General features: G+C 49.7%; 23 protein-coding genes. All 23 read left to right on the forward strand.

Annotated elements, in window-relative coordinates; genetic code table 11:
- Nucleotides 1-2 precede the first annotated feature (2 nt).
- The 23 genes from fcl (at nucleotide 3) to ACOTX3_RS20430 (ending at nucleotide 25,663) form a co-directional block, all read left to right on the forward strand.
- Nucleotides 3-968, forward strand: coding sequence for a GDP-L-fucose synthase (gene fcl / locus ACOTX3_RS20320; protein ID WP_013097874.1), 966 nt, complete (start codon nucleotides 3-5; stop codon nucleotides 966-968).
- Between the two features lie 2 nt (nucleotides 969-970).
- Nucleotides 971-1,450 (forward strand): GDP-mannose mannosyl hydrolase, encoded by a 480-nt coding sequence (locus ACOTX3_RS20325; protein WP_029881806.1) that lies wholly within the window; start codon nucleotides 971-973, stop codon nucleotides 1,448-1,450.
- Entirely contained in the window at nucleotides 1,447-2,670 is a 1,224-nt protein-coding gene (gene wcaI, locus ACOTX3_RS20330) for a colanic acid biosynthesis fucosyltransferase WcaI (protein WP_013097872.1), read from the forward strand. Before ACOTX3_RS20325 ends, wcaI begins: the two co-directional genes overlap by 4 nt.
- 3 nt (nucleotides 2,671-2,673) lie before the next feature.
- On the forward strand, nucleotides 2,674-4,110 hold the full coding sequence (cpsB, locus tag ACOTX3_RS20335; protein ID WP_000084309.1) for a mannose-1-phosphate guanyltransferase: 1,437 nt from the start codon (nucleotides 2,674-2,676) through the stop codon (nucleotides 4,108-4,110).
- Nucleotides 4,111-4,220: 110 nt separating this feature from the next.
- The gene (cpsG, locus tag ACOTX3_RS20340) at nucleotides 4,221-5,591 is read left to right on the forward strand and encodes a colanic acid biosynthesis phosphomannomutase CpsG (RefSeq protein ID WP_013097871.1); all 1,371 of its coding nucleotides are present in this window, start codon (nucleotides 4,221-4,223) and stop codon (nucleotides 5,589-5,591) included.
- A gap of 46 nt (nucleotides 5,592-5,637) precedes the next feature.
- Nucleotides 5,638-7,032, forward strand: coding sequence for an undecaprenyl-phosphate glucose phosphotransferase (gene wcaJ / locus ACOTX3_RS20345; protein WP_014832616.1), 1,395 nt, complete (start codon nucleotides 5,638-5,640; stop codon nucleotides 7,030-7,032).
- Between the two features lies 1 nt (nucleotide 7,033).
- Nucleotides 7,034-8,512, forward strand: a complete 1,479-nt coding sequence (gene wzxC, locus ACOTX3_RS20350) for a colanic acid undecaprenyl disphosphate flippase WzxC (RefSeq protein ID WP_045294482.1) — start codon at nucleotides 7,034-7,036, stop codon at nucleotides 8,510-8,512.
- 17 nt (nucleotides 8,513-8,529) lie between these two features.
- Entirely contained in the window at nucleotides 8,530-9,810 is a 1,281-nt protein-coding gene (gene wcaK, locus ACOTX3_RS20355; protein ID WP_058678677.1) for a colanic acid biosynthesis pyruvyl transferase WcaK, read from the forward strand.
- The gene (wcaL, locus tag ACOTX3_RS20360) at nucleotides 9,807-11,027 is read left to right on the forward strand and encodes a colanic acid biosynthesis glycosyltransferase WcaL (RefSeq protein ID WP_020690194.1); all 1,221 of its coding nucleotides are present in this window, start codon (nucleotides 9,807-9,809) and stop codon (nucleotides 11,025-11,027) included. The genes wcaK and wcaL overlap by 4 nt, the downstream gene beginning before the upstream one ends.
- A gap of 12 nt (nucleotides 11,028-11,039) precedes the next feature.
- Nucleotides 11,040-12,431 (forward strand): colanic acid biosynthesis protein WcaM, encoded by a 1,392-nt coding sequence (gene wcaM, locus ACOTX3_RS20365; RefSeq protein ID WP_020690195.1) that lies wholly within the window; start codon nucleotides 11,040-11,042, stop codon nucleotides 12,429-12,431.
- Nucleotides 12,432-12,606: 175 nt separating this feature from the next.
- Complete coding sequence (gene galF, locus ACOTX3_RS20370) at nucleotides 12,607-13,503, forward strand: GalU regulator GalF (RefSeq protein WP_013097865.1); 897 nt, start codon at nucleotides 12,607-12,609, stop codon at nucleotides 13,501-13,503.
- 374 nt (nucleotides 13,504-13,877) lie between these two features.
- Nucleotides 13,878-14,822: an NAD-dependent epimerase/dehydratase family protein gene (locus tag ACOTX3_RS20375; RefSeq protein WP_058678678.1), complete on the forward strand. Its 945-nt coding sequence runs from the start codon at nucleotides 13,878-13,880 to the stop codon at nucleotides 14,820-14,822.
- Nucleotides 14,822-15,865, forward strand: coding sequence for an MraY family glycosyltransferase (locus ACOTX3_RS20380; protein ID WP_127869216.1), 1,044 nt, complete (start codon nucleotides 14,822-14,824; stop codon nucleotides 15,863-15,865). The genes ACOTX3_RS20375 and ACOTX3_RS20380 overlap by 1 nt, the downstream gene beginning before the upstream one ends.
- A complete protein-coding gene (locus ACOTX3_RS20385) occupies nucleotides 15,858-16,418 on the forward strand; it encodes a sugar O-acyltransferase (RefSeq protein ID WP_062857346.1) in 561 nt (186 codons plus the stop codon). The genes ACOTX3_RS20380 and ACOTX3_RS20385 overlap by 8 nt, the downstream gene beginning before the upstream one ends.
- Before the next feature lie 155 nt (nucleotides 16,419-16,573).
- The gene (locus ACOTX3_RS20390) at nucleotides 16,574-18,343 is read left to right on the forward strand and encodes a polysaccharide biosynthesis protein (protein WP_371867755.1); all 1,770 of its coding nucleotides are present in this window, start codon (nucleotides 16,574-16,576) and stop codon (nucleotides 18,341-18,343) included.
- Nucleotides 18,344-18,444: 101 nt separating this feature from the next.
- Nucleotides 18,445-19,530, forward strand: coding sequence for a dTDP-glucose 4,6-dehydratase (gene rfbB, locus ACOTX3_RS20395; protein ID WP_058678682.1), 1,086 nt, complete (start codon nucleotides 18,445-18,447; stop codon nucleotides 19,528-19,530).
- A complete protein-coding gene (gene rfbD / locus ACOTX3_RS20400; protein ID WP_058678683.1) occupies nucleotides 19,530-20,429 on the forward strand; it encodes a dTDP-4-dehydrorhamnose reductase in 900 nt (299 codons plus the stop codon). Before rfbB ends, rfbD begins: the two co-directional genes overlap by 1 nt.
- Nucleotides 20,430-20,481: 52 nt before the next feature.
- Nucleotides 20,482-21,363, forward strand: a complete 882-nt coding sequence (gene rfbA / locus ACOTX3_RS20405; protein ID WP_058678684.1) for a glucose-1-phosphate thymidylyltransferase RfbA — start codon at nucleotides 20,482-20,484, stop codon at nucleotides 21,361-21,363.
- 99 nt (nucleotides 21,364-21,462) lie between these two features.
- Nucleotides 21,463-22,302: a glycosyltransferase gene (locus tag ACOTX3_RS20410; protein WP_234355600.1), complete on the forward strand. Its 840-nt coding sequence runs from the start codon at nucleotides 21,463-21,465 to the stop codon at nucleotides 22,300-22,302.
- Between the two features lie 39 nt (nucleotides 22,303-22,341).
- Nucleotides 22,342-22,890 carry a dTDP-4-dehydrorhamnose 3,5-epimerase gene (gene rfbC / locus ACOTX3_RS20415; protein ID WP_058678686.1) on the forward strand — a complete coding sequence of 183 codons (549 nt, stop codon included), beginning with the start codon at nucleotides 22,342-22,344 and terminating at the stop codon, nucleotides 22,888-22,890.
- Nucleotides 22,890-23,300 carry a sugar 3,4-ketoisomerase gene (locus ACOTX3_RS20420; RefSeq protein ID WP_058678687.1) on the forward strand — a complete coding sequence of 137 codons (411 nt, stop codon included), beginning with the start codon at nucleotides 22,890-22,892 and terminating at the stop codon, nucleotides 23,298-23,300. Before rfbC ends, ACOTX3_RS20420 begins: the two co-directional genes overlap by 1 nt.
- A 9-nt stretch (nucleotides 23,301-23,309) precedes the next feature.
- On the forward strand, nucleotides 23,310-24,419 hold the full coding sequence (locus tag ACOTX3_RS20425) for a DegT/DnrJ/EryC1/StrS family aminotransferase (RefSeq protein WP_058678688.1): 1,110 nt from the start codon (nucleotides 23,310-23,312) through the stop codon (nucleotides 24,417-24,419).
- Entirely contained in the window at nucleotides 24,416-25,663 is a 1,248-nt protein-coding gene (locus tag ACOTX3_RS20430) for an O-antigen translocase (RefSeq protein WP_058678689.1), read from the forward strand. Before ACOTX3_RS20425 ends, ACOTX3_RS20430 begins: the two co-directional genes overlap by 4 nt.
- Nucleotides 25,664-25,678 lie beyond the last annotated feature (15 nt).

The raw sequence follows: 25,678 nt of genomic DNA on the forward strand, positions 1-25,678 counted from the left end.
GAATGACAAAACAACGTATTTTTGTCGCCGGTCATCGCGGAATGGTGGGTTCCGCGATTGTTCGCCAGCTGGAGCAGCGCGGTGACGTGGAAGTGGTTGTCCGTACCCGCGACGAGCTGAATCTGCTCGATAGCCGTGCGGTACAGGACTTCTTTGCCAATGAACGTATCGATCAGGTGTATCTGGCGGCGGCAAAAGTGGGCGGCATTGTCGCTAACAACACTTACCCGGCAGATTTCATCTACGAGAACATGATGATTGAGAGCAACATCATTCACGCGGCACATCTGCACAACGTGAACAAGCTGTTGTTCCTCGGCTCATCCTGTATCTACCCGAAAATGGCGAAACAGCCGATCGCCGAGAGCGAACTGTTGCAGGGGACGCTGGAAGCAACCAACGAGCCGTACGCCATTGCCAAAATTGCCGGGATCAAGCTGTGCGAGTCCTACAACCGTCAGTACAACCGTGACTATCGCTCGGTGATGCCGACCAACCTGTACGGGCCGCACGATAACTTCCACCCGAGCAACTCGCACGTGATCCCGGCGCTGCTGCGTCGTTTCCACGAGGCGACCGCCGAGAACGCACCGGATGTGGTGGTGTGGGGCAGCGGCACGCCGATGCGCGAATTCCTGCACGTGGATGACATGGCCGCGGCCAGCATTCACGTGATGGAGCTGGATCGAGAGGTGTGGCAGGAGAACACCGAGCCGATGCTGTCGCACATCAACGTTGGCACTGGCGTGGATTGCACCATTCGCGAGCTGGCGCAGACCATCGCCCAGGTGGTGGGCTACAAGGGCCGCGTGGTGTTTGACGCCACCAAACCGGACGGCACGCCGCGCAAACTGCTGGACGTCACCCGTCTGCATCAGCTGGGCTGGTATCACGAGGTGTCGCTGGAACAAGGGCTGGCAAGTACCTACCAGTGGTTCCTGGAAAACCAGCACCGCTTCCGGGGGTAACAATGTTTTTAAGTCAGGAAGATTTTGCCACGGTAGTGCGCTCCACTCCGCTCATCTCAATTGATTTGATCGTGGAGAACGAACGCGGCGAGTTCTTGCTGGGGAAACGAACCAATCGTCCTGCTCAGGGCTTCTGGTTCGTGCCCGGCGGGCGCGTGCAGAAGGATGAGACGCTGGCCAACGCGTTTGAGCGTCTCACTCTGGCGGAACTGGGCCTGCAACTGCCGATGGCAGCAGGCCAGTTTTACGGGGTCTGGCAGCACTTCTATGACGATAACTTTTCAGGCACCGACTTCACCACGCACTACATCGTGCTGGGGTTCCGCCTGAAGGTGAGTGAGGCAGACCTGCGTCTGCCTGATTCTCAGCACGACGACTACCGCTGGCAGACGCCAGAGGCGCTGCTGGCCAGCGACAATGTGCATGACAACAGTCGTGCCTATTTCCTGGCCGATCGTCAGTCTGAGGTGCCGGGACTATGAAGATCCTCGTATATGGAATCAACTACTCGCCGGAATTGACCGGTATCGGGAAATACACCGGCGAGATGGTCGAGTGGATGGCGAGCCAGGGACATGACGTGCGGGTCATTACCGCGCCGCCGTACTACCCGGAATGGAAAGTGGGCGAGCGCTACTCCAGCTGGCGCTATCGCCGCGAAGAGGGCGCTGCGACCGTCTGGCGTTGCCCGCTGTACGTGCCGAAGCAGCCCTCGACGCTGAAACGTTTAATTCATCTGGGCAGCTTTGCCCTGAGCAGTTTCTTCCCGCTGATGGCGCAGCGTCGCTGGAAGCCGGACCGCATCATCGGCGTGGTGCCGACGCTGTTCTGCACGCCGGGCATGCGGCTGCTGGGCAAGCTCTCCGGTGCGCGCACGTTGCTGCACATTCAGGATTATGAAGTCGACGCCATGCTGGGCCTGGGGATGGCAGGTAAAGGCAAGGGCGGCAAAGTGGCGAAACTCGCCAGCGCTTTTGAGCGCAGCGGTCTGCATAACGTGGATTATGTCTCCACCATCTCGCGCTCGATGATGAACAAAGCGCAGGAGAAGGGCGTCGCGCCGGAAAAGGTGATCTTTTTCCCGAACTGGTCCGAAGTGGCCCGTTTCCGTGACGTAACAGAACACGACGCGCAGGCGCTTCGCGCAGAGCTCGGTTTGCCTGATGACCAAAAAATCATTCTTTATTCAGGCAATATCGGCGAAAAGCAGGGGCTGGAGAACGTTATCGAGGCGGCTCAACAGCTTAGCGAACATCCGTGGATGTTTGTGATTGTCGGTCAGGGCGGCGGAAAAGCGCGTCTGGAGAAGATGGCCAGTGAACGCGGCCTGACTAACGTGAAATTCTTCCCGCTTCAGTCTTACGAGGCGCTGCCTGCGCTGCTGAAGATGGGTGACTGCCATCTGGTGGTGCAAAAGCGCGGCGCGGCGGATGCGGTGCTGCCGTCCAAGTTGACCAACATTCTGGCCGTGGGCGGGAACGCCGTGATCACGGCAGAAGCTGAAACCGAATTAGGCCAGCTGTGTGACAGCTACCCGGGGATCGCCGTTTGCGTGGAGCCGGAATCGGTTCCGGCGCTGGTGACCGGAATTGAACAGGCACTCGCCATGCCAAAAGTGAACACGGTGGCACGTGAATATGCCGAACGCACGCTCGAGAAAGAGAACGTGCTGAGCCAATTTATTGCAGATATACGGGGATAAATCATGAGTCAAACCACGTTGTATCCGGTTGTGATGGCAGGTGGCTCTGGTAGCCGGTTGTGGCCGCTGTCCCGCGTGCTCTATCCAAAACAGTTCCTCTGCCTGAAAGGGGATCTCACCATGCTGCAAACGACGGTTAACCGTCTGCAGGGTGTGGAGTGTGAAAGCCCGGTGGTGATTTGTAACGAACAGCACCGCTTTATTGTTGCCGAGCAGCTGCGCCAGCTGAACAAACTCACAGAAAATATCATTCTGGAGCCTGCCGGACGAAATACCGCCCCAGCCATTGCCCTGGCGGCGCTGGCGGCAAAACGCAGCAGCCCGGATTGCGATCCGCTGATGCTGGTCCTGGCGGCAGACCACGTCATTCAGCAGGAAGAGGCGTTCCGCGACGCGGTGCGGGCGGCCATTCCTTACGCAGAAAGCGGCAAGCTGGTGACCTTCGGCATCGTGCCGGATCTGCCAGAAACCGGCTATGGCTATATCCGCCGCGGCAGCGTGACGCCGGGCGAAGGCGACAGCGTGGCGTTTGACGTGGCGCAGTTCGTTGAGAAACCGAATCTGGAAACCGCGCAGGCCTACGTTGCCAGCGGTGAATACTACTGGAACAGCGGTATGTTCCTGTTCCGCGCCGGTCGCTATCTGGAAGAACTGCAAAAGTATCGTCCGGATATCCTGAGCGCCTGCGAAAAAGCCATGAACGTGGTGGATCCGGATCTCGACTTTATTCGCGTCGACGAAGCCGCTTTCCTCGCCTGCCCGGAAGAGTCCATTGACTATGCGGTCATGGAGCGCACGGCGGATGCGGTGGTGGTGCCGATGGATGCAGGCTGGAGCGATGTTGGCTCCTGGTCCTCCCTGTGGGAGATCAGCGCCCATACCCCGGAGGGTAACGTCCATCACGGTGATGTGATTAGCCACAAAACCGAGAACAGCTACGTCTACGCCGAATCCGGCCTCGTGACCACGGTGGGGGTGAAGGATCTGGTGGTCGTCCAGACCAAAGACGCCGTGCTGATTGCCGACCGTAACGCCGTGCAGGACGTTAAAAAGGTGGTGGAGAAGATCAAAGCCGACGGTCGCCACGAGCACCATATTCACCGCGAAGTGTACCGGCCGTGGGGCAAATACGACTCCATCGATGCGGGCGAACGTTACCAGGTGAAGCGCATTACCGTGAAGCCGGGCGAAGGCCTGTCGGTACAGATGCATCACCATCGTGCCGAGCACTGGGTGGTGGTAGCGGGTACCGCCAAAGTGACCATCGACGGTGAAGTGAAACTGCTCGGTGAAAACGAGTCAATTTATATTCCGCTGGGGGCGACACACTGTCTGGAAAACCCAGGGAAGATACCTCTCGATTTAATTGAAGTGCGCTCCGGCGCGTATCTGGAAGAGGACGATATTGTCCGTTTCCAGGACCGCTACGGTCGGGTGTAACCGCTTCGCATCATGCCCGGTGGCGCTGTGCTTACCGGGCCTACGAATGAATAAAAAATATTTTGCCTGTTAATTGGGCGGGCCAACTGTTGCCTGAAAAAGGGGTCATGATGGAAAAGTTAACCTGTTTTAAAGCCTACGATATTCGCGGCAAGCTGGGTGAAGAGCTGAATGAAGACATTGCGTGGCGCATCGGCCGCGCGTACGGCGAATACCTGAAACCGAAAACTATTGTACTGGGTGGCGACGTGCGTCTGACCAGCGAATCCCTGAAGCTGGCGCTGGCGAAAGGGCTGCAGGACGCGGGCGTGGACGTGCTGGATATCGGCCTTTCCGGTACCGAAGAGATCTATTTTGCCACCTTCCACCTGGGCGTGGACGGCGGGATTGAAGTCACGGCCAGCCATAATCCGATGGATTACAACGGTATGAAGCTGGTGCGCAAGGGTGCGCGCCCTATCAGCGGTGATACCGGCCTGCGCGACGTGCAGCGTCTGGCGGAAGCCAACGACTTCCCGCCGGTGAACGAGTCTGCACGCGGCAGCTACAAGCAGATCGATCTGCGTAAAGAGTACATTGACCACCTGCTGGGTTACATCAACGTAGCAAACCTTAAGCCGCTGAAGCTGGTCATCAACTCCGGCAACGGCGCGGCGGGCCCGGTGGTGGATGCCCTGGAAGCCCGCTTTAAGGCGCTGAACGTGCCGGTGACCTTCGTCAAGGTACACAACACCCCGGATGGCAACTTCCCGAACGGTATCCCGAACCCGCTGCTGCCAGAGTGCCGCGACGACACCCGCAATGCGGTGATTGAACACGGTGCGGATATGGGCATCGCCTTTGACGGCGATTTCGACCGCTGCTTCCTGTTCGACGAAAAAGGGCAGTTCATCGAGGGCTATTACATTGTCGGCCTGCTGGCGGAAGCGTTCCTCGAGAAAAATCCGGGGGCGAAGATCATTCATGACCCGCGCCTCTCCTGGAACACCGTTGACGTGGTGTCAGCGGCAGGCGGTACGCCGGTGATGTCCAAAACCGGTCACGCGTTTATTAAAGAGCGTATGCGCGAAGAAGACGCCATCTACGGCGGCGAGATGAGCGCCCATCACTACTTCCGCGATTTTGCCTACTGCGACAGCGGGATGATCCCGTGGCTGCTGGTGACCGAACTGCTGTGCCTGAAAGGTCAGACCCTGGGCGAGCTGGTGCGCGACCGTATGGCGGCCTTCCCGGCAAGTGGAGAGATCAACAGCAAACTGGCGCAGCCGGCTGAGGCCATTGCCCGCGTGGAACAGCACTTTGCTATTCACGCGCTGGAAATTGACCGTACCGACGGTATCAGCATGGCGTTCCCGCAGTGGCGCTTTAACCTGCGCTCGTCCAATACCGAGCCGGTGGTGCGCCTGAACGTGGAATCCCGCGCCGACACCGCGCTGATGGAAGCCCGAACGAAGGACATTCTGGCGCTGTTGAATCAGTAATATTTGCCCCTCCCGGTGGGAGGGGAAACCGAATACAGGAACAACGATGACGAATCTAAAAAAGCGCGAACGAGCGAGAACGAATGCATCGTTAATCTCTATGGTGCAGCGTTTTTCTGATATCACCATCATGGTCGGCGGATTGTGGGCGGTGTGTTGGATCAGCGGGCAATCGTTCTTATACATGCATCTGCTGATGGCACTAATTGCGCTGGTCGTGTTTCAGATGATCGGCGGGATGACGGATTTCTATCGTTCGTGGCGTGGCGTCAAGATGACCACCGAACTGATGTTGTTACTGCAGAACTGGACCTTAAGCCTGATCTTCAGCGCGGGCCTGGTGGCGTTCAGCCATGATTTTGATAATCGTCTGGTGACGTATCTGTGCTGGTATCTGTTAACCAGCGTCGGCATGGTGGTTTGCCGCTCCCTTATCCGCTTTGGCGCGGGCTGGTTGCGTAACCGTGGTTACAACCGCCGCTATGTCGCCGTTGCCGGCGATCTGCCTGTGGGCCAGGTGCTGCTTGATAGCTTCCGCAAAGAGCCGTGGTTAGGTTTTGAAGTGGTTGGGATCTACCACGACGCGAAACCGGGTGGCGTGCCGTCGGACTGGGCGGGCAACTACGATCAGCTTATTGACGATGCGAAAGCGGGAAAAATTCACAACGTCTACATTGCCATGCAGATGAAAGAGGAGTCCCGCATTAAGAAACTGATGCGCGACCTGGCGGACACCACCTGTTCCGTGATCCTCATTCCGGACGTCTTTACCTTCAACATTCTCCATTCCCGTATCGAAGAGGTGAACGGTGTACCGGTAGTGCCGCTGTACGACACGCCGCTGTCAGGTATCAACCGTGTTCTCAAACGTCTGGAAGACATTGTGCTCTCTTCACTGATCCTTCTGCTGATCTCTCCGGTGCTGTGCTGCATTGCCCTGGCGGTGAAGCTGAGCTCTCCCGGCCCGGTCATCTTCCGTCAGACGCGCTACGGCATGGACGGTAAGCCGATCATGGTGTGGAAATTCCGCTCCATGAAGGTGATGGAGAACGACAAAGTGGTGACGCAGGCTACGCAGAACGATCCGCGCGTGACCCGCGTGGGGAATTTCCTGCGCCGCACCTCGCTGGACGAGCTGCCGCAGTTTATCAACGTCTTTACCGGCGGTATGTCGATTGTCGGGCCACGTCCGCATGCGGTTGCCCATAACGAGCAGTACCGTTCTCTGATTGAAGGCTACATGCTGCGCCATAAAGTGAAACCAGGCATTACCGGCTGGGCGCAAATCAACGGCTGGCGCGGTGAAACCGACACGCTGGAAAAAATGGAAAAACGCATTGAATTCGACCTTGAGTACATCCGTGAGTGGAGCCTCTGGTTCGATATCAAAATTGTTTTTCTGACCATCTTCAAAGGTTTCGTGAACAAAGCGGCGTACTAAGATGAGCTTACGTGAAAAAACCATCAGCGGCGCCAAGTGGTCAGCGATGGCGACTATCGTCATCATTGGCCTGGGGCTGGTGCAGATGACCGTGCTGGCGCGCATTATCGATAATCATCAGTTCGGTCTGCTGACCGTCTCGCTGGTGATTATCGCGCTGGCCGACACGCTGTCTGACTTCGGTATCGCCAACTCGATTATCCAGCGCAAAGAGATTAGCCAGCTGGAGCTGACCACGCTCTACTGGCTGAACGTGGGGCTGGGGATGTTTGTTTTTGTGCTGGTGTTCCTGCTGAGCGATGTGATCGCCAGCGTGCTGCACAACCCGGATCTGGCCCCGCTGATGCGCACGCTGTCGTTTGCCTTTGTGGTGATCCCGCACGGGCAGCAGTTCCGCGCGCTGATGCAAAAAGAGCTTGAGTTCAACAAGATCGGCATGATTGAAACCAGCGCCGTTCTGGCGGGCTTTACCTTCACGGTGGTGAGCGCCCATTTCTGGCCGCTGGCCATGACCGCCATTCTGGGGTATCTGGTGAACTCTACCGTGCGTACGCTGCTGTTCGGCTACTTTGGCCGCAAGATCTACCGCCCGGGGCTGCATTTTTCCCTGGCGTCCGTCTCCTCGAACCTGCGCTTTGGCGCCTGGCTGACGGCCGACAGCATCATCAACTATGTCAACACCAACCTTTCCACGCTGGTGCTGGCGCGCATTCTGGGGGCGAGCGTCGCGGGGGGCTATAACCTGGCCTACAACGTTGCGGTCGTCCCGCCAATGAAGCTGAACCCGATTATCACCCGCGTGTTGTTCCCGGCGTTCGCCAAAATTCAGGACGACACTGAAAAGCTGCGCGTCAACTTCTACAAGCTGCTCTCCGTGGTCGGCATTATTAACTTCCCGGTACTATTGGGTCTGATGGTGGTGTCGAGCAACTTTGTGCCGCTGGTATTTGGCGAGAAGTGGAACAGCATCATCCCGATCCTGCAGTTGCTCTGCGTGGTGGGGCTGCTGCGCTCCGTGGGTAACCCGATTGGCTCCCTGCTGATGGCGAAAGCGCGCGTGGATATCAGCTTTAAATTCAACGTATTTAAAACCTTCCTGTTTATTCCGGCAATTATCGTCGGCGGACACATGGCGGGCGCCATTGGCGTCACGCTGGGCTTTCTGCTGGTGCAAATCATCAACACCGTGCTGAGCTACTTCATCATGATCAAGCCGGTGCTGGGCTCCAGCTACCGTCAGTACATCCTGAGCCTGTGGCTGCCGTTTTATCTCTCCTTGCCGACCCTGGTGGTGAGCTACGGTCTGGGCGTGCTCCTGAAGGGGCATCTGCCACTGGCCGCGCTGCTGGCAGTGCAGGTTGCTGCGGGCGCACTGGCGTTTGGGGTGATGATTGTGCTGTCACGCAATGCGCTGGTGGTGGAGATGAAGCGCCAGTTTTGCCGTAACGAAAAAATGAAAACGCTGCTTCGCGCAGGCTAGTTATTTAAGAGGCCATTATGAAATTATTAATTCTTGGCAACCATACCTGCGGCAACCGTGGCGACAGCGCCATCCTGCGCGGTTTATTGGATGCAATTAACACCCTTAAGCCTGAGACAGAAGTGGACGTGATGAGCCGTTACCCGGTCAGCTCATCCTGGTTACTGAACCGCCCGGTGATGGGCGACCCGCTCTACAGCCAGATGAAACAGCACAATAACGCTGCGGGCGTGATGGGACGCGTGAAGAAAGTGTTGCGTCGCCGCTACCAGCATCAGGTGCTGCTTTCTCGCGTAACCTACACCGGCAAGCTGCGCAACATCGCCATCGCGCAGGGCTTTACCGATTTTGTGCGTCTGCTTTCCGGCTATGACGCCATCATTCAGGTGGGCGGTTCGTTCTTCGTCGATCTCTACGGCGTGCCGCAGTTTGAGCATGCCCTCTGTACCTTTATGGCGAAGAAGCCGCTGTTTATGATTGGTCACAGCGTCGGGCCATTCCAGGAACCTCAGTTCAACCAGCTGGCAAACTATGTGTTTGGCCACTGCGATGCCCTGATTTTACGTGAATCAGTCAGCCTCGACATGATGAAGCGCAGCGAGATCGACACCTCGAAAGTCGAGCACGGGGTGGATACCGCGTGGCTGGTGGATCACCAGGACGACAGCTTCCAGCCGAGCTACGCGGTGCAGCACTGGCTGGACGTGGCGGCGAAACAGAAAACCGTCGCTATTACCCTGCGCGAGCTGGCACCTTTTGATAAGCGTTTAGGCACCACTCAGGCCGCCTACGAGAAGGCCTTTGCCGAGGTCGTTAACCGCGTACTGGACAGCGGTTATCAGGTGCTGGCGCTCTCCACCTGTACCGGTATCGATAGCTACAACAAGGATGATCGCATGGTGGCGCTGAACCTGCGCCATCTGGTGAACGATCCGTCCCGGTATCACGTAGTGATGGACGAACTGAACGATCTGGAGATGGGCAAACTGCTCTCAGCCTGTGACCTGACCGTGGGTACCCGTCTGCACTCTGCCATCATCTCGATGAACTTTGGCACGCCAGCCATTGCCATCAACTATGAGCACAAGTCTGCCGGGATTATGCAGCAGCTGGGGATGCCGGAAATGGCCGTGGATATCCGTCATCTGCTGGATGGCTCGCTCGGCGCAATGGTGGGCGACACCCTTGGGCAACTGCCCGCCGTGAATGAGCGCCTGACCGTGGCGGTGAAAGCCGAGCGCGAAAAGGGAATGGGGATGGTGAAGTCGGTGCTTGACCGCGTGCGGGAGGGGAAATGAAGGTTGGTTTCTTCTTACTGAAATTTCCACTGTCGTCTGAAACCTTTGTACTCAATCAAATCACCGCGTTTATCGATATGGGATATGACGTGGAAATTATCGCCCTGCAAAAGGGCGATACGCAAAACACCCATGCGGCGTATACCCAGTATGGGCTGGAGGCGAAAACCCGCTGGCTGCAGGATGAGCCATCCGGAAAAGTGAACAAGCTGCGCTACCGTGCCAGCCAGACTTTACGCGGGCTCCATCGCGCGTCGACCTGGCGAGCGCTGAACATCTCCCGCTATGGCGCGGAGTCGCGCAATCTGATCCTGTCGGCCATCTGCGGGCAAACGGCGCAGCCGTACCGTGCTGATGTCTTTATCGCCCACTTTGGCCCGGCAGGGGTGACCGCAGCCAAACTGCGCGAGCTGGGGGTGATTGACGGGAAGATCGCCACGATCTTCCACGGCATTGATATCTCCAGCCGTGAAGTGCTGAACCACTACACGCCGGAGTATCAGCAGCTGTTCCAGCGCGGCGACATGATGCTGCCCATCAGCGACCTGTGGGCCGGACGCCTCAAAAAGATGGGTTGCCCGGGCGAGAAAATCACCGTCTCGCGGATGGGGGTGGATTTGGCGCGCTTTACCCGACGTCCGGTCAAGGTGCCGGGTAAACCGCTGCAGATTATCTCTGTTGCCCGACTGACCGAGAAAAAAGGGCTGCATGTGGCGATTGAAGCCTGCCGCCAGCTCAAGGCGCGCGGGGTGGATTTCCGTTATCGCATACTCGGTATCGGCCCGTGGGAGCGTCGCCTGCGTACGCTTATTGAACAGTATGAGCTGGAAACGCACGTGGAGATGCCGGGCTTTAAGCCGAGCCACGAGGTGAAGGCCATGCTCGATGAAGCCGACGTGTTTCTGCTGCCGTCCGTTACGGGCGCCGATGGCGACATGGAAGGCATACCGGTGGCGCTGATGGAGGCGATGGCGGTGGGGATTCCGGTGGTATCGACCCTGCACAGCGGGATCCCGGAGCTGATCAAGTCAGACCATTCCGGCTGGCTGGTCCCCGAAAATAACGCCATGGCCCTGGCCGATCGGCTGGCCGCGTTTAGCGATATCGACCAGCAGGCGCTGGAGCCCGTGCTGCACAATGCCCGACAAAAAGTCGAGGCAGATTTTAACCAGCAGGTGATCAATCGCCAGTTAGCGAGCCTGCTGCAAACGTTGTAACGCCGAGGTTGTATGCTGAAAAAGATTACCCGACGCAGCTTTGTCTCTTCTCTGTCCGTCCTGGCGGCAATGCCGCTACTGTCGCCCCGCGTTGCGCGGGCGGCAACCGGCAAGACGGTCTCTGTAAATCAGTACAATAATAACGACTGGATCGCCGCCTTTAAGCAGGCGTTTAACGAAGGCGACACCGTCGTAGTGCCTGCAGGGCTCACCTGCAAAAACATCAACACGGGCATTTTCATTCCTGACGGCAAAACGCTGCTGATTCGCGGGGCGTTAACCGGCAATGGCCGGGGGCGCTTTGTCCTGCAGGAGGGCAGTAAAGTCATCGGTGAGGGCGAAGGCCGTACCGAAAACATTACCCTTGACGTTCGTGGCTCTGACTGCGTGATCAAAGGGCTGGCGATGAGCGGATTTGGCCCGGTAACGCAAATCTACATTGGCGGCAAAAAGCCCAGCGTGATGCGTAATCTGGTCATTGATAACATCCGCGTGAGCCAGGCCAATTACGCCATCCTGCGCCAGGGGTTTCACAACCAGGTGGATGGCGCCCGCATCACCAACAGCAAATTCAGCCACCTGCAGGGCGATGCGATCGAGTGGAATGTGGCCATCAATGACCGCAATATTCTGATCTCCGACCATGTGATCGACAACATCAACTGCACCAACGGGAAGATTAACTGGGGGATTGGTATTGGCCTTGCGGGCAGTACCTACGACAACGACTACCCGGAAAAACAGACCGTGAAGAACTTTGTGGTTGCCAATATCACCGGCAGCAACTGCCGCCAGCTGGTGCACGTTGAGAACGGTAAACACTTTATTATCCGCAATATTAAAGCCAAAAATATTACGCCTGATTTCAGTAAAAAGGCGGGAATAGACAATGCCACGGTAGCAATTTATGGCTGTGATAATTTCGTTATTGATAATGTCGATATGGTCAATAGTGCCGGCATGTTAATCGGTTACGGCGTGATTAAAGGTGACTACCTATCGATTCCGCAGAACTTCAAGCTTAACGATATTCGTCTGGATAATAGCCAGCTTGCCTATAAGCTGCGCGGCATACAAATTTCATCCGGTAATGCGACCTCGTTTGTGGCCATCACCAACGTCGACATGCAGCGCGCGACGCTTGAACTGCATAACAAACCTCAGCACCTTTTCTTACGCAATATCAACGTAATGCAGGAAGCAGCAATCGGACCCGCGCTGAAGCTGAACTTCGACCTGCGTAAGGATGTGCGGGGTAAGTTTATGGCGAAAGACGAGACGTTGCTGTCGCTGGCAAACATCAAAGCAGTGAATGAAAAAGGGCAGAGCTCGGTGGATATTGACCGGGTGGATCAGCATGTGGTGAATACGGAACGGCTGAATTTTGCGCTGCCGCACAGATAATCGTCAGTGGGCTTTTTGCGACTATTCCTGGCACGTAATCGCATTCTATTCAGATTACAACTACTGTAATTTGTGGTGCTAAGGCGTAATATCATTACAGGATTACGGCAAATCATACTGGCGAAAACAGGTTTAAGAGCTATAATTCGTCAACCATTTTAAGGTGGAAGAAATAATGATTAATTTGAAAGCAGTCATTCCGGTAGCCGGACTGGGCATGCATATGCTGCCAGCCACAAAAGCCATTCCTAAAGAGATGCTACCGATCGTCGACAAGCCGATGATTCAATACATCGTCGACGAGATTGTTGCTGCAGGGATCAAAGAAATCGTTCTGGTTACGCACTCGTCCAAGAATGCGGTTGAAAACCACTTCGACACCTCTTACGAACTCGAAGCGCTGCTGGAGCAGCGTGTTAAACGTCAACTGCTGGCGGAAGTGCAGTCCATTTGTCCTCCTGGCGTGACCATCATGAACGTGCGTCAGGCGCAGCCGCTGGGCCTGGGCCACTCCATCCTGTGTGCTCGCCCTGTCGTGGGCGACAACCCGTTTATCGTGGTCCTGCCGGATATCATCATCGATACCGCTTCTGCGGATCCGCTGCGCTATAACCTGGCGGCGATGGTGGCGCGTTTCAACGAAACAGGCCGCAGCCAGGTGCTGGCGAAACGCATGAAAGGCGATCTGTCCGAGTACTCTGTTATCCAGACCAAAGAAGCGCTGGAGACAGAAGGGCAGGTGAGCCGCATCGTTGAGTTCATCGAAAAACCGGATCAGCCGCAGACGCTGGATTCTGACCTGATGGCTGTTGGTCGTTATGTCCTGAACGCGGATATCTGGGCCGAGCTGGAAAAAACCGAACCAGGCGCCTGGGACCGTATCCAGTTGACCGATGCCATTGCCGAGCTGGCGAAAAAGCAGTCTGTTGACGCGATGCTGATGACCGGTGAGAGCTACGACTGCGGTAAGAAGCTGGGCTACATGCAGGCGTTTGTGAACTATGGGCTGCGCAACCTGAAGGAAGGGGCGAAGTTCAGAAGCCGGATTGAGAAGTTGTTAGCTAACGACTGATTTTATCTTACTTGATTTGCACAAGCGGCAGTCATCATTTGGGTATGTTGAAACATAACCAAAATGGTAGCTGCCGTTTTTTGTTATTAATTCTAATGATAACATGGATTTATCTGATTTAAATCTGGTCAGATTTGTAACGATTTGTGCTTGTTTCTGAGGTCATTTAGGACGACAATTAACGCCAGTTTTTGTCTGAATCCAGACCAGAAAAATCATTTATTCAAACTTCGCTCAGTGCACTGGTAGCTGTTAAGCCAGGGGCGGTAGCGTGCCCGGCATTCTCAATGGAATAGCGAGGTCTGTACAGTTTCTCGCGATTCTGCACTCCTCGTGGGCAAAAAAATATCAGATTGAGCAGATAGGGGATATCAATGAAAGTATTGGTGACGGGCGGAACCGGGTTTCTTGGTACTGCTTTAGTCCGGGCGTTGAAATCATCGGGACACGAGGTACTAGTAACAACTCGCAAGCAGGAGAACCCTGAACAGGGAATTTACAACCTGGGTGATATCTCAGCCGATACCAACTGGGTAAATCTTCTTCAGGGATGCGACACAGTCATTCATACTGCAGGAAGGGCACATATTCTTAATGATGATGCACAGGATGCTTTGGCGGAATTTCGTCGGGTTAATCACGACGCGACCATGAAATTAGCGACAGATGCCGCGACCAGTGGTGTTAAACATTTTATTTTTGTAAGCTCGATCGGTGTCAACGGTAATGCTACTGCGGGAATCCCTTTTTCTGAAGCGTCGGAGCCCCGGCCAACCTCTGATTACGCAATTTCGAAGCTAGAAGCTGAGCAGAGTTTACTTAAAAGCTTCGCAGAGAGTGATATGGCAATCACTATTGTCCGTCCGGCATTAATTTGTGGTGAAAATGCTCCGGGTAATATACAGCGTCTTTTAAAACTGGTGTCGAAGAACTTGCCGTTGCCATTTAAAAATGTCGGGAACAAGCGGGCACTTGTATCATTAGGTAATGTCGTTAGCTTTATCAATGAATGCGTCGTTAATGAAAAATCCAAAAATCAACTCTATCTTCTCGCTGATATGGAACAACCTTCAACCGAAGATATGATTAACGCTTTTGCTTCAGGTATGGGGATTAACGCGAAAAATATCTATTTTCCTAAATTCATCCTGAAGGTATTGCTATCCGCAATTGGTAAAGGTGGAATTTTCGAACAGTTATTTGGCAATCTGGAAGTCGATGCCACAAAATCGCGGGAACATTTGCACTGGACACCCCCGATAACACTTCATGAAACTATGAAAAAAACGGCGAAATATTATATCGAAGGTAATAAATAATGGTGAATTTAGGGATTGTAATATTCGCTTTTTTAGTATCATGCATGCTGACCTGGGGGTTACGTGTATATGCGATAAAGCATAATGTTATCGACCGTCCAAACCAGCGGAGCTCGCATTCTGTGCCGACGCCGCGAGGTGGCGGGGTGGCTATTGTCCTTACGCTCCTGGTGGCGTTAGTATGGTTTTATTTCAGCCGCGTGCTTACATTAGATAGCTTCTTAGGTTTATTTATTCCTGGGTTAATGGTTGCCATCATTGGTTTCCTTGACGATCATGGTCATATCGCGGCTCGCTGGCGTCTATTAATGCATTTTATGGCCGCGGCAATTGGCATCTATTTCTTGGGATCTTTCCCTGCAGTTACACTGTTAGGTTACGATCTTTCCTTATCCTGGATTGGTATGATTCTCGGCTGCGTATATCTGGTCTGGATGCTGAATTTATATAATTTCATGGATGGAATTAATGGACTAGCCAGTGCAGAGGCAATCACATTTGCTTCATGTAGCGTGGTGTTGATTGTTGTTAATCAGTACACAGACGTGCCTGGGAGTATTTATCCGCTGACGCTAGCTCTTATCGGTGCCGCTGCCGGCTTTATTGTCTGGAACTTCCCGGTAGCGAAAATTTTCATGGGCGATGCCGGGAGTGGTTTCCTTGGGATAACCATCGGATTGATGATCCTCCATATTGCGAAAATAGATACGCATTTCTTTATTGCAGAATTATGCTTGCTGGGCGTATTTATCGTCGATGCCACTACAACTTTGCTGAGGAGAGTTGTAGCGGGCAAAAAAGTCTATGAAGCGCATGCCAGCCATGGCTATCAAATCCTTGCCAGAAAATATGGCACCCACGTTCCGGTGACAATGATGGCGATTGCCGTCAACCTGCTGTGGCTCTTCCCGATCGCCTTCCTTATTGCCTCAACCAAAATTGATGGTGTTGTTGGGCTGATTATCGCCTGGCTCCCCCTTTTAGCTGTTGCGCTCAAATGCGGTGCAGGCGTTAAAGACAAAGAGAGCAACGTAAATGCATAAATTGGTGATTTTGGGGGCGGGTGGTCATGGGCGTACGCTCTGCGAGATGGCGAGACTCCTGGGATATACGGATATCGTTTTTCTTGACGATAATGCATCTCCTTTCCATGACATAAAGAAACTCATTATTGGAAAAATTTCAGAACTACAGTTACATATCGAAAAGGCCAGTAAAGTAGCTATTGGTATTGGAAATAATAAAATAAGAGAACAGCTCTACCAGCAACTTGTCAGCTTAGGTATTCACCCCGTAACACTTATACATCCCTTTGCATTCATTAGTCCATCGGCGACAATTGCTGACGGCTCTGTTGTATTAGCGGGGGCAGTGGTTGGTGCCAACGTGAAATTAGGTGCGGGTACGATCGTAAATAGCCATTCGACAGTAGATCATGATTCTACTTTAGGTGATTTTGCCCACTTAGGAGTTGGTGTTCATCTTGCTGGCGGCGCTGTTATTGGGAAATCAGCGTTTCTGCAGGCGGGTACAGTGGGTGGTTATAATGCAATAGTAGATGATTACTCAGTGTGTTCAGCTGGTACTATTTTATAAACTGAATGCAAGCTTTAACGAGGCGACCAGTTTTTAGTATGCTAAATTATTTAATATCTTTATCCAGACCGATAAAACGTATTATTACACTTGCGATAGATGTTGTGCTTCTCTTATGTGCATTTTGGTTTGCATTTTGGGTACGCATCGATTCAATGACTCCAATAGATAGCAGGGAACATTGGTTATTTATATTTTCAATAATTATCGTCACTCTGACGATATTTGTTAAGCTAGGTCTTTATCGCGCCGTCATTCGCTATATTACTGCAAAAATATTACTAGTAGTTACAGTAGGGATGGTTATATCATCCATTTTGCTGATTATCGCAGCGTTTTATACCAATCTCTATTTGCCGAGAACGATTCCATTCATTTATTTCTCGTTCGGTTTACTGCTCATTGCCGGCTCGCGGCTTGGTATGAGGATGTTGGTAAATCGTGGGTTAAATCTGGGCACTCGAGTGGTGATTTATGGTGCCGGTGCATCGGGCCGTCAGCTACTGCCAGCGCTGAGCCAGATGGACGAATATTATCCTGTTGCTTTTGTCGATGACAACCGCGCTTTGCAAGGGCAGGTGATTCACGGCGTCAGCGTTTTCGCGCCGGAAAAACTGCCATGGTTGGTTGAGAAATACGAAGCGAAGAAAATTCTGCTCGCCATGCCAAGTGCCAGTCGAGCAAGGAAAAACGAAGTCATTAAAACACTGGAAGGTTTGCCGTGCGAGGTGCTCTCCATTCCAGGAATGGTCGATCTGGTAGAGGGTAAAGCGCGTATTGATTCGTTGCGCAAAGTGGTTATTACCGATCTGCTGGGTCGTGATCCCGTCTCACCGATTCCGGAGTTGGTTTCCCGAAATATCAACGGAAAAACGGTTATGGTTACCGGGGCGGGGGGATCGATTGGTTCTGAGCTTTGCAGACAGATAATTAAAAATAAGCCGAACCAGCTTATTCTGTTCGAGTTGTCAGAGTTCTCACTGTACTCCATTGATTCGGAACTGCGTAATCTGAATCTCAGCCAGAATCATGAGGTTAAAATTTACCCAATTCTCGGTAACGTACAAGATAAAGAGCATCTCGAGAGATTAATCAACACATTCAACGTCAATACGATTTATCACGCTGCGGCGTACAAGCATGTACCGCTTGTCGAGTTCAACGTTCTTGACGGAGTGCGCAATAATATCTTTGGTACGCTTAGTTGCGCTCAGGCTGCAGCGAGTTGCGGTGTAGAAAACTTTGTCTTAATTTCGACCGATAAAGCCGTGCGGCCTACCAATACAATGGGGGCGACAAAACGAATGGCTGAGCTAGTGCTGCAGGCGCTGGCGAAAGAATCCAGCAAAACTTGTTTTAGCATGGTTCGCTTCGGCAACGTATTAGGTTCGTCGGGTTCTGTTGTGCCGTTGTTTGAAAAACAGATCGCTGCGGGTGGTCCTGTGACACTGACCCATGAGAATATTACGCGTTACTTTATGACGATCCCTGAAGCAGCGCAGTTGGTAATACAGGCGGGAGCAATGGGTACCGGCGGTGATGTTTTTGTTCTGGATATGGGGGAACCTGTCAAGATTATCGATCTTGCACATCGCATGATTACCCTCCAGGGGCTCACGGTACGTGATGATAAAAATCCTTATGGTGATATTGCGATAAAAACGACGGGTCTGCGTCCGGGTGAGAAACTGTATGAAGAGTTACTTATCGGCGACAATGTTTCTACAACACAGCACCCACGTATCAGGACCGCTAATGAAGTGATGTTGCCATGGAGTGAGATGAACATTATTCTCCAGGACCTCGACAATGCCTGCAGCGAGTTCAACTACGAACGCGTGCGTGAAATACTATTGCAGGCACCCGCAGCGTTCAATCCAACCGATGGAATCTGCGACTTACTCTGGAATGAAAAGGTAAGTTGACATAGCAGACTTTTATCTTCTCCACCCTGGAGCTTCTCGAAAGTTTACAGGGTGTTGGCATGTAATAAACTGTTTCTGAAAACCTTAAGAGTGAATTAAACGTGAAAATTCTGGTCACTGGTGGAGCAGGCTTCATTGGGTCTGCAGTGGTACGACACATTATTAATGATACGCAAGATTCTGTTATTAACGTTGATAAACTGACTTACGCAGGGAATCTTGAATCTCTGGCTGACGTTGCGCAGAGCGATCGTTATCATTTTGAGCATGCCGATATCTGTGACAGCGATGCCATGGCGCGTATTTTTGCAGAGTACCAGCCGGATGCTGTGATGCATCTGGCCGCTGAGAGCCACGTTGATCGCTCAATTACTGGCCCGGCAGCTTTTATCGAGACTAACATTGTCGGTACCTATGTGCTGCTGGAAGCAAGCCGCAAGTACTGGTCCGAGTTAAGTTCTGAGAAAAAATCGGTATTTCGGTTCCACCACATTTCAACAGATGAAGTGTATGGCGATCTTCCACATCCGGACGAAGTTGCAAAGGGTTATGAACTGCCGTTGTTTACTGAAAACACCGCCTATGCCCCAAGCAGCCCGTACTCTGCTTCTAAAGCATCCAGCGATCATTTAGTCCGTGCTTGGCTGCGCACCTATGGTTTCCCTACGATTGTTACTAACTGTTCTAACAACTACGGTCCCTACCACTTCCCGGAAAAACTTATCCCGCTGGTAATCCTCAATGCGCTGGATGGAAATCCCCTGCCGGTTTACGGTAAAGGTGATCAGATCCGAGATTGGCTATACGTTGAAGATCACGCTCGCGCGTTATATACCGTGGTGACGCAAGGCAAGATTGGCGAAACCTACAACATCGGTGGCCACAATGAAAAACAAAATCTTGATGTGGTAAATACCATCTGCTCCTTATTAGATGAAATTGTGCCGAAGGAAGGCTCCTATCGCGACCAGATAACCTATGTTGCTGACCGTCCGGGTCATGACCGCCGCTACGCGATTGACGCAAAAAAAATTGGCCAGGAGCTGGGCTGGAAGCCTCAGGAAACCTTCGAAAGTGGCATTCGCAAAACCGTAGAATGGTACCTGGCGAACACACAGTGGGTAGAGAACGTGAAAAGCGGTAATTACAAATTGTGGATTGAAGAAAATTATGGGGATCGTACTTAATGAACATCCTGTTGTTTGGCAAAACAGGGCAGGTGGGATGGGAGCTACAGCGTGCTCTTGTGCCACTGGGTAATTTGATTGCTGTTGACGTCCATTCGCGGGACTATTGCGGTGATTTCAGTGATCCTGAAGGCATTGCAGAAACTGTGCGCCGTATTAAGCCTGATGTGATCGTCAACGCGGCTGCGCACACTGCAGTTGATAAGGCCGAGTCAGAACCTGAATTCGCTCAGTTGCTGAATGCAACGAGTGTTGAGGCGATTGCTAAAGAGGCTCAGAAAGTGGGGGCTTGGGTTGTTCATTATTCCACAGATTATGTATTCCCGGGGAATGGGGATACGCCTTGGCTGGAAACGGATGCTACTTCGCCATTAAATGTTTATGGTGAAACTAAACTTGCTGGCGAAAAAGCATTGAGCGACAACTGCACGCGCCATTTAATTTTCCGCACTAGCTGGGTTTATGCGGCTAAAGGGAATAATTTTGCGCGTACCATGCTGCGACTTGCCAAAGAGCGCAATGAACTCTCGGTAATTAACGACCAAGTTGGTGCGCCTACGGGTGCTGAATTGTTAGCAGACTGTACAGCTCATGCTATTCGGGTTGCATTGGAAAAGCCAGAGGTAGCCGGTACTTATCACCTTGTCGCAAGTGGAACTACAACATGGTTCGACTACGCCTCGCTGGTCTTTGACGAAGCGAGAAAAGCGGGCATTGAACTGGCATTAACGCAGCTTCATGGAGTACCCACCAGTGCTTACCCAACGTCAGCGAAGCGCCCTGCAAATTCACGCCTGAATACACAGAAATTCCAGCAGAGTTTCAACTTGGTTCTTCCACAATGGGAAATAGGTGTTAAACGCATGCTGACAGAATGGTTTACGGCAACTGCGATTTAATAATGAATAAGATGCCCGGGAATGGGCATCTCGTAAATTAAGAGATGATAAAATGAAAACGCGTAAAGGTATTATTCTCGCAGGTGGTTCTGGTACTCGCCTGTATCCGGTAACAATGGCTGTCAGCAAACAATTACTGCCAATCTATGATAAACCGATGATTTACTATCCATTGTCAACATTAATGCTGGCTGGTATTCGAGATATTTTGATTATTAGTACTCCACAGGATACTCCGCGTTTTGAACAACTTCTGGGTGATGGTAGTCAGTGGGGGTTAAACTTACAATATAAAATTCAGCCAAGCCCGGATGGCCTCGCGCAGGCGTTTATCATCGGTGAAGAATTTATCGGAAATGATGATTGTGCCTTGGTTCTAGGGGATAATATCTTTTATGGGCACGATTTGCCAAAACTGATGGATACCGCCGTTAATAAAGACAGTGGCGCGACAGTATTCGCGTATCACGTGAACGATCCAGAACGTTACGGCGTAGTAGAATTCGATCAAAATGGTACGGCCATCAGTCTCGAAGAAAAACCGCTTAAACCAAAGAGTAATTATGCTGTGACAGGACTTTATTTCTATGATAATAGTGTTGTTGAGATGGCGAAGAATTTAAAACCGTCCGCACGTGGCGAACTTGAAATTACTGATATCAACCGTATATATATGGAACAAGGTAAACTTTCAGTTGCCATGATGGGACGTGGTTATGCCTGGCTGGATACAGGAACTCACCAAAGCTTGATAGAAGCAAGTAACTTTATTGCGACTATTGAAGAACGCCAGGGATTAAAGGTTTCATGTCCAGAAGAAATTGCCTATCGTAAAGGGTTTATTAATGCTGACCAAATAGCGAAACTCGCTAAACCGCTAGCAAAAAATAATTATGGCCAATATCTTTTGAAAATGATTGATAAGAAAATATAAGAACCTGTTTTTGTAGTTCATCTCTTTATAAAAACAAGGATGTTATATCAGGTTATTTTATTAAACTAATTGCTCTTATATTAAACAACATTGGTGTTTATGAGTAAACCAGTACGGCTGTGCGGGGATAATATGCGTTTTAGTGTGTTGATGTCGCTTTATGACAAGGAGAAATCTGCCTACCTGGATGAATGTTTAGAAAGTTTGGCCTCTCAAACGCTACAGGCAGATGAGATTGTGCTTGTCTATGATGGTCCAATTAATAAGGCTTTAAAAGCAGTAGTAGATAAGTGGTTATCGTCCTTACCTATTAAAATAGTTGCATTAAAAAATAATGTAGGATTAGGAGAGGCGCTTAATGAAGGAATGAAGCATTGTTCTTTCGATTATATTATGCGAATGGATACAGATGATATATGTAAAAGCAATCGTTTTGAACTACAAACAAAGTTTATGGAAATGAACCCTGATATTGATATATCAGGAAGTTGCACTTATGAATTCATCGGAAATAAAAATAATATTGTCTCTGAAAGGAAAGTACCCCTCACAAACGATGAGATAAAAAAATTCGCAAGACTTAAAAATCCGTTTAATCATATGACGGTTATTTTTAAGAAATCGAGTATTCAGGCTGTTGGCGGATATCAGCACCATTATCTTATGGAAGATTATAATTTATGGCTTAGGCTACTGGGGAATGGATTTAAGGCAGGTAATCTTGACGTGCCATTAGTATTGGTCAGAGTTGGAGCCGATATGCTGGTTCGACGACGAGGTATAAAGTATATTGCAAGTGAATATAAGCTTGCGCAGCTCAAAAGAAAGACGCACTTTCAGAATATATTTACGTCATACTATTATTTCATTTTAAGAAGCATTCCAAGATTATTGCCGCTTTGGGCTCTGAAGCGAATTTACGATGTTACGCGAAAATAGTATTTATTCTATGTATTACATGTTTGAATAGAGGGTTTGATGAAAATTACTAATACTTCACTCCATGGTGTCATGATTATCGAACCTCGAGTATTTAATGATGAAAGAGGTTATTTCTTTGAAAGCTTCAATGAGAAAAATTTCAAAGAGAAAATAAATTCTGATGTAAGCTTCAAACAAGATAATCAATCCCGCTCAGTTAAAGGAGTGTTACGCGGATTACATTATCAGGAGGCTCCTTTCGCACAAGGAAAATTGGTCAGATGTGTATCCGGAGAAGTTTTTGATGTGGCTGTCGATATTCGTAAAGGTTCTCTTACCTATGGACAGTGGGTTGGTGTTGTATTATCCGAGGAAAATAATAAACAGCTTTGGATCCCGCCTGGATTTGCGCATGGCTTTCTTACCTTAAGTCAATATGCTGAATTTCTCTATAAAACTACTGATTATTACTCGCCAACTCATGAGCGTTGTATTAAATGGAATGATAAAGACTTGAATATAGAATGGCCACAAATGGAATATATTATTTCTGAGAAAGATCAAAATGGCTCAGCATTTGCTTCACTAAATATTCAAGGTAAATAATGAAAATAAATTTTATCCCACTTCAAAAGCATGGTGATGACCGCGGTTCGTTAGTCGCTTTAGAAGAAGAAAATAATATACCTTTTAGTATTAAAAGAGTTTATTACATCTTTGATACTAAAGAGGGGGTTCGGAGAGGCTTTCACGCCCATAAGAAATTAAAGCAGGTAGCTATTGCAGTAAAAGGTTCGTGTCGTTTCCTGTTAGATGATGGGACGGAGCGTATTGAGGTGGTGCTCGATAATCCAGCACAAGGCCTTCTTATAGAGTCATGTATTTGGCGTGAAATGTATGATTTCTCAAGTGATTGTGTTCTTATGGTATTAGCAGACAGTCATTATGATGAAAAAGATTATATCCGTGATTATGATACATTCACCATTCATGCTAACGAAAACAGCAAAGCTTAAGAGACTAAAATGATTAATTTTTTAAATTTAAAAGAACTCAATAGTAAGTATGAAGAGGAATTAAAGGAAGCATGCTCACGGGTGATCCAATCTGGTTGGTATATAATGGGTGATGAGCTCAGCAATTTTGAGTCAGAATTCGCACGTTATGTAGGATCAAAGTATTGCCTGGGTGTTGCCAACGGTCTGGACGCCTTGACTCTCTCGCTCAAAGCCTGGATTTTAATGGGCAAATTAAAAGAAGGTGACGAGGTTATTGTTCAGGCAAATACGTATATCGCATCCATATTGTCAATTACCGCTAATAACCTCATTCCTGTCCTGGTTGAGCCTTCTGAGAAAAGTTATAACCTTTCTGTCGAGAATATTAAAAAAGCTATTTCACCGAAAACGAAAGCGATTCTACCTGTACACCTTTATGGCCAATTGAGCCCGATGCAGGAAATTATGGATATCGCACATGAACATGGACTGCTGGTTCTTGAGGACTGTGCTCAGTCACATGGTGCTTCCATGTGTGACCGCAATGCAGGCAACTGGGGAAATGCAGCGGGCTTTAGTTTTTATCCAGGCAAGAATCTTGGCGCTCTGGGAGATGCAGGTGCTATTACTACTAGTGATAATGAATTTTTTGAGGTAGTAAAGGCATTAAGAAATTATGGCTCTCATAAGAAATATCAGAATATCTACGAAGGTGTAAATAGCCGTCTGGATGAGATTCAGGCAGCAATGTTAAGAGTAAAATTGCGGCATTTGAATGATGAGACTATTTCTCGCCAAAAAATTTCACAAAAATATCGTAAATTTATTATAAATCCTCACATTACTTTACCGGAAATTGCGTCTGGTGATGAAAAAAGCCATGTATGGCATTTATTTGTTATCCGTACAAATAATCGTGATAAATTGCAGGAATATTTGTCCCAGAACAACATCCAGACTCTTATTCATTATCCAATTCCACCGCATAAGCAACAAGCTTATTCCTCCTGGAATCATTTAAGCTTACCAATATCAGAAGCCATGCATAATGAAGTGTTATCAATACCGTTAGACTCGACGCTTAACGATGATAATGTAAATTATATTATAAAAATATTGAATGGCTATACCGGATGAAAAAGTTATTGGGCATAACTGCTATGTCCGGTGTAATGACATTAGTTAAGATTGGGATCGGGTTTATAATAGCAAAACTAATTGCGCTATATACCGGACCAACAGGTATGGCATTATTAGGACAATTGCAGAGTTTAGTTACAGGTGTTAATGGAATAGCCAACGCCCCTACAGGCACAGGTATAGTAAAATACACTGCGGAAAATTACGATAGTTATGAGAAATGCTCGCCCTGGTGGCGAGCATCAATTTATTACACATTTATTATTACGCTGTGTTTTACTCCGTTTCTTTTATTTTTTTCATCAAATATAGCTGAATGGATTTTCCATGATATTCAATATCGATGGATCGTTGTTATTACTATATTGACGTTACCAATAACTTCATTTGGTACTGCTATTACATCAGTGTTAAATGGGTTACAGAATTATAAGTTTTATATTCTGACGGGGATGCTTTCAGCGGTGCTCTCAGGAGGCCTTATCTCCATTATGATAGTATGCTGGGGGATAAACGGCGCTTTGGTTGCAGCTTCATTACAGTACGTATTTATAGGTCTGATTGCCTTTATAATTAATTGCAGACAAGCATGGATGAAGTTTTCTTATTGGTTCGGACGAACTGACCGCAAAGCAAACAAGAATATTTTAGAATTTGTACTAATGACCGCTGTTAGCGCAGTGATTATTCCTTTTGCTTTGATTTTTATTAGAAACTCTCTTGTTTCACATACTGGATGGGATTCTGCAGGACAATGGCAAGCAGTATGGAAAATTTCAGAAGTCTACTTAGGTGTTCTAACGATGGCGCTTTCAGTTTACTATTTGCCAAGGCTAGCTTCTATAAATAGTCCGGATGAAATAAAAAAAGAAATAAATTCGGTTGTTTTATTTGTATTACCTTTAATTATACTTGCTGCATTGTTTATCTACTTTCTTCGTGATTATGTGATTATTATATTATTCACTCGGGATTTTTTACCTGCGAGAGATTTATTCGCTATACAATTAATTGGTGATGTTATAAAAGTCATTAGTTGGTTATATGCATATCCGATGTTAGCGAAAAAAGCAACCAAATACTTCATAAGTACAGAAATTATATTTGGATTTACTTGGGTACTCTTAAGTCTTTTCTTTATAGAGAAATTTGGCGTTTCAGGCGCAAATATTGCTTATGTTATAAATTACATAATGTACTTAATCGTTGTATTCTTTAATCTTAAACGAGTTATTTCGTAGCAATAAAATTGAGTA

The sequence above is a fragment of the Enterobacter cloacae complex sp. IR5384 genome (assembly GCF_049237265.1).
Lineage (GTDB): Bacteria > Pseudomonadota > Gammaproteobacteria > Enterobacterales > Enterobacteriaceae > Enterobacter > Enterobacter cloacae.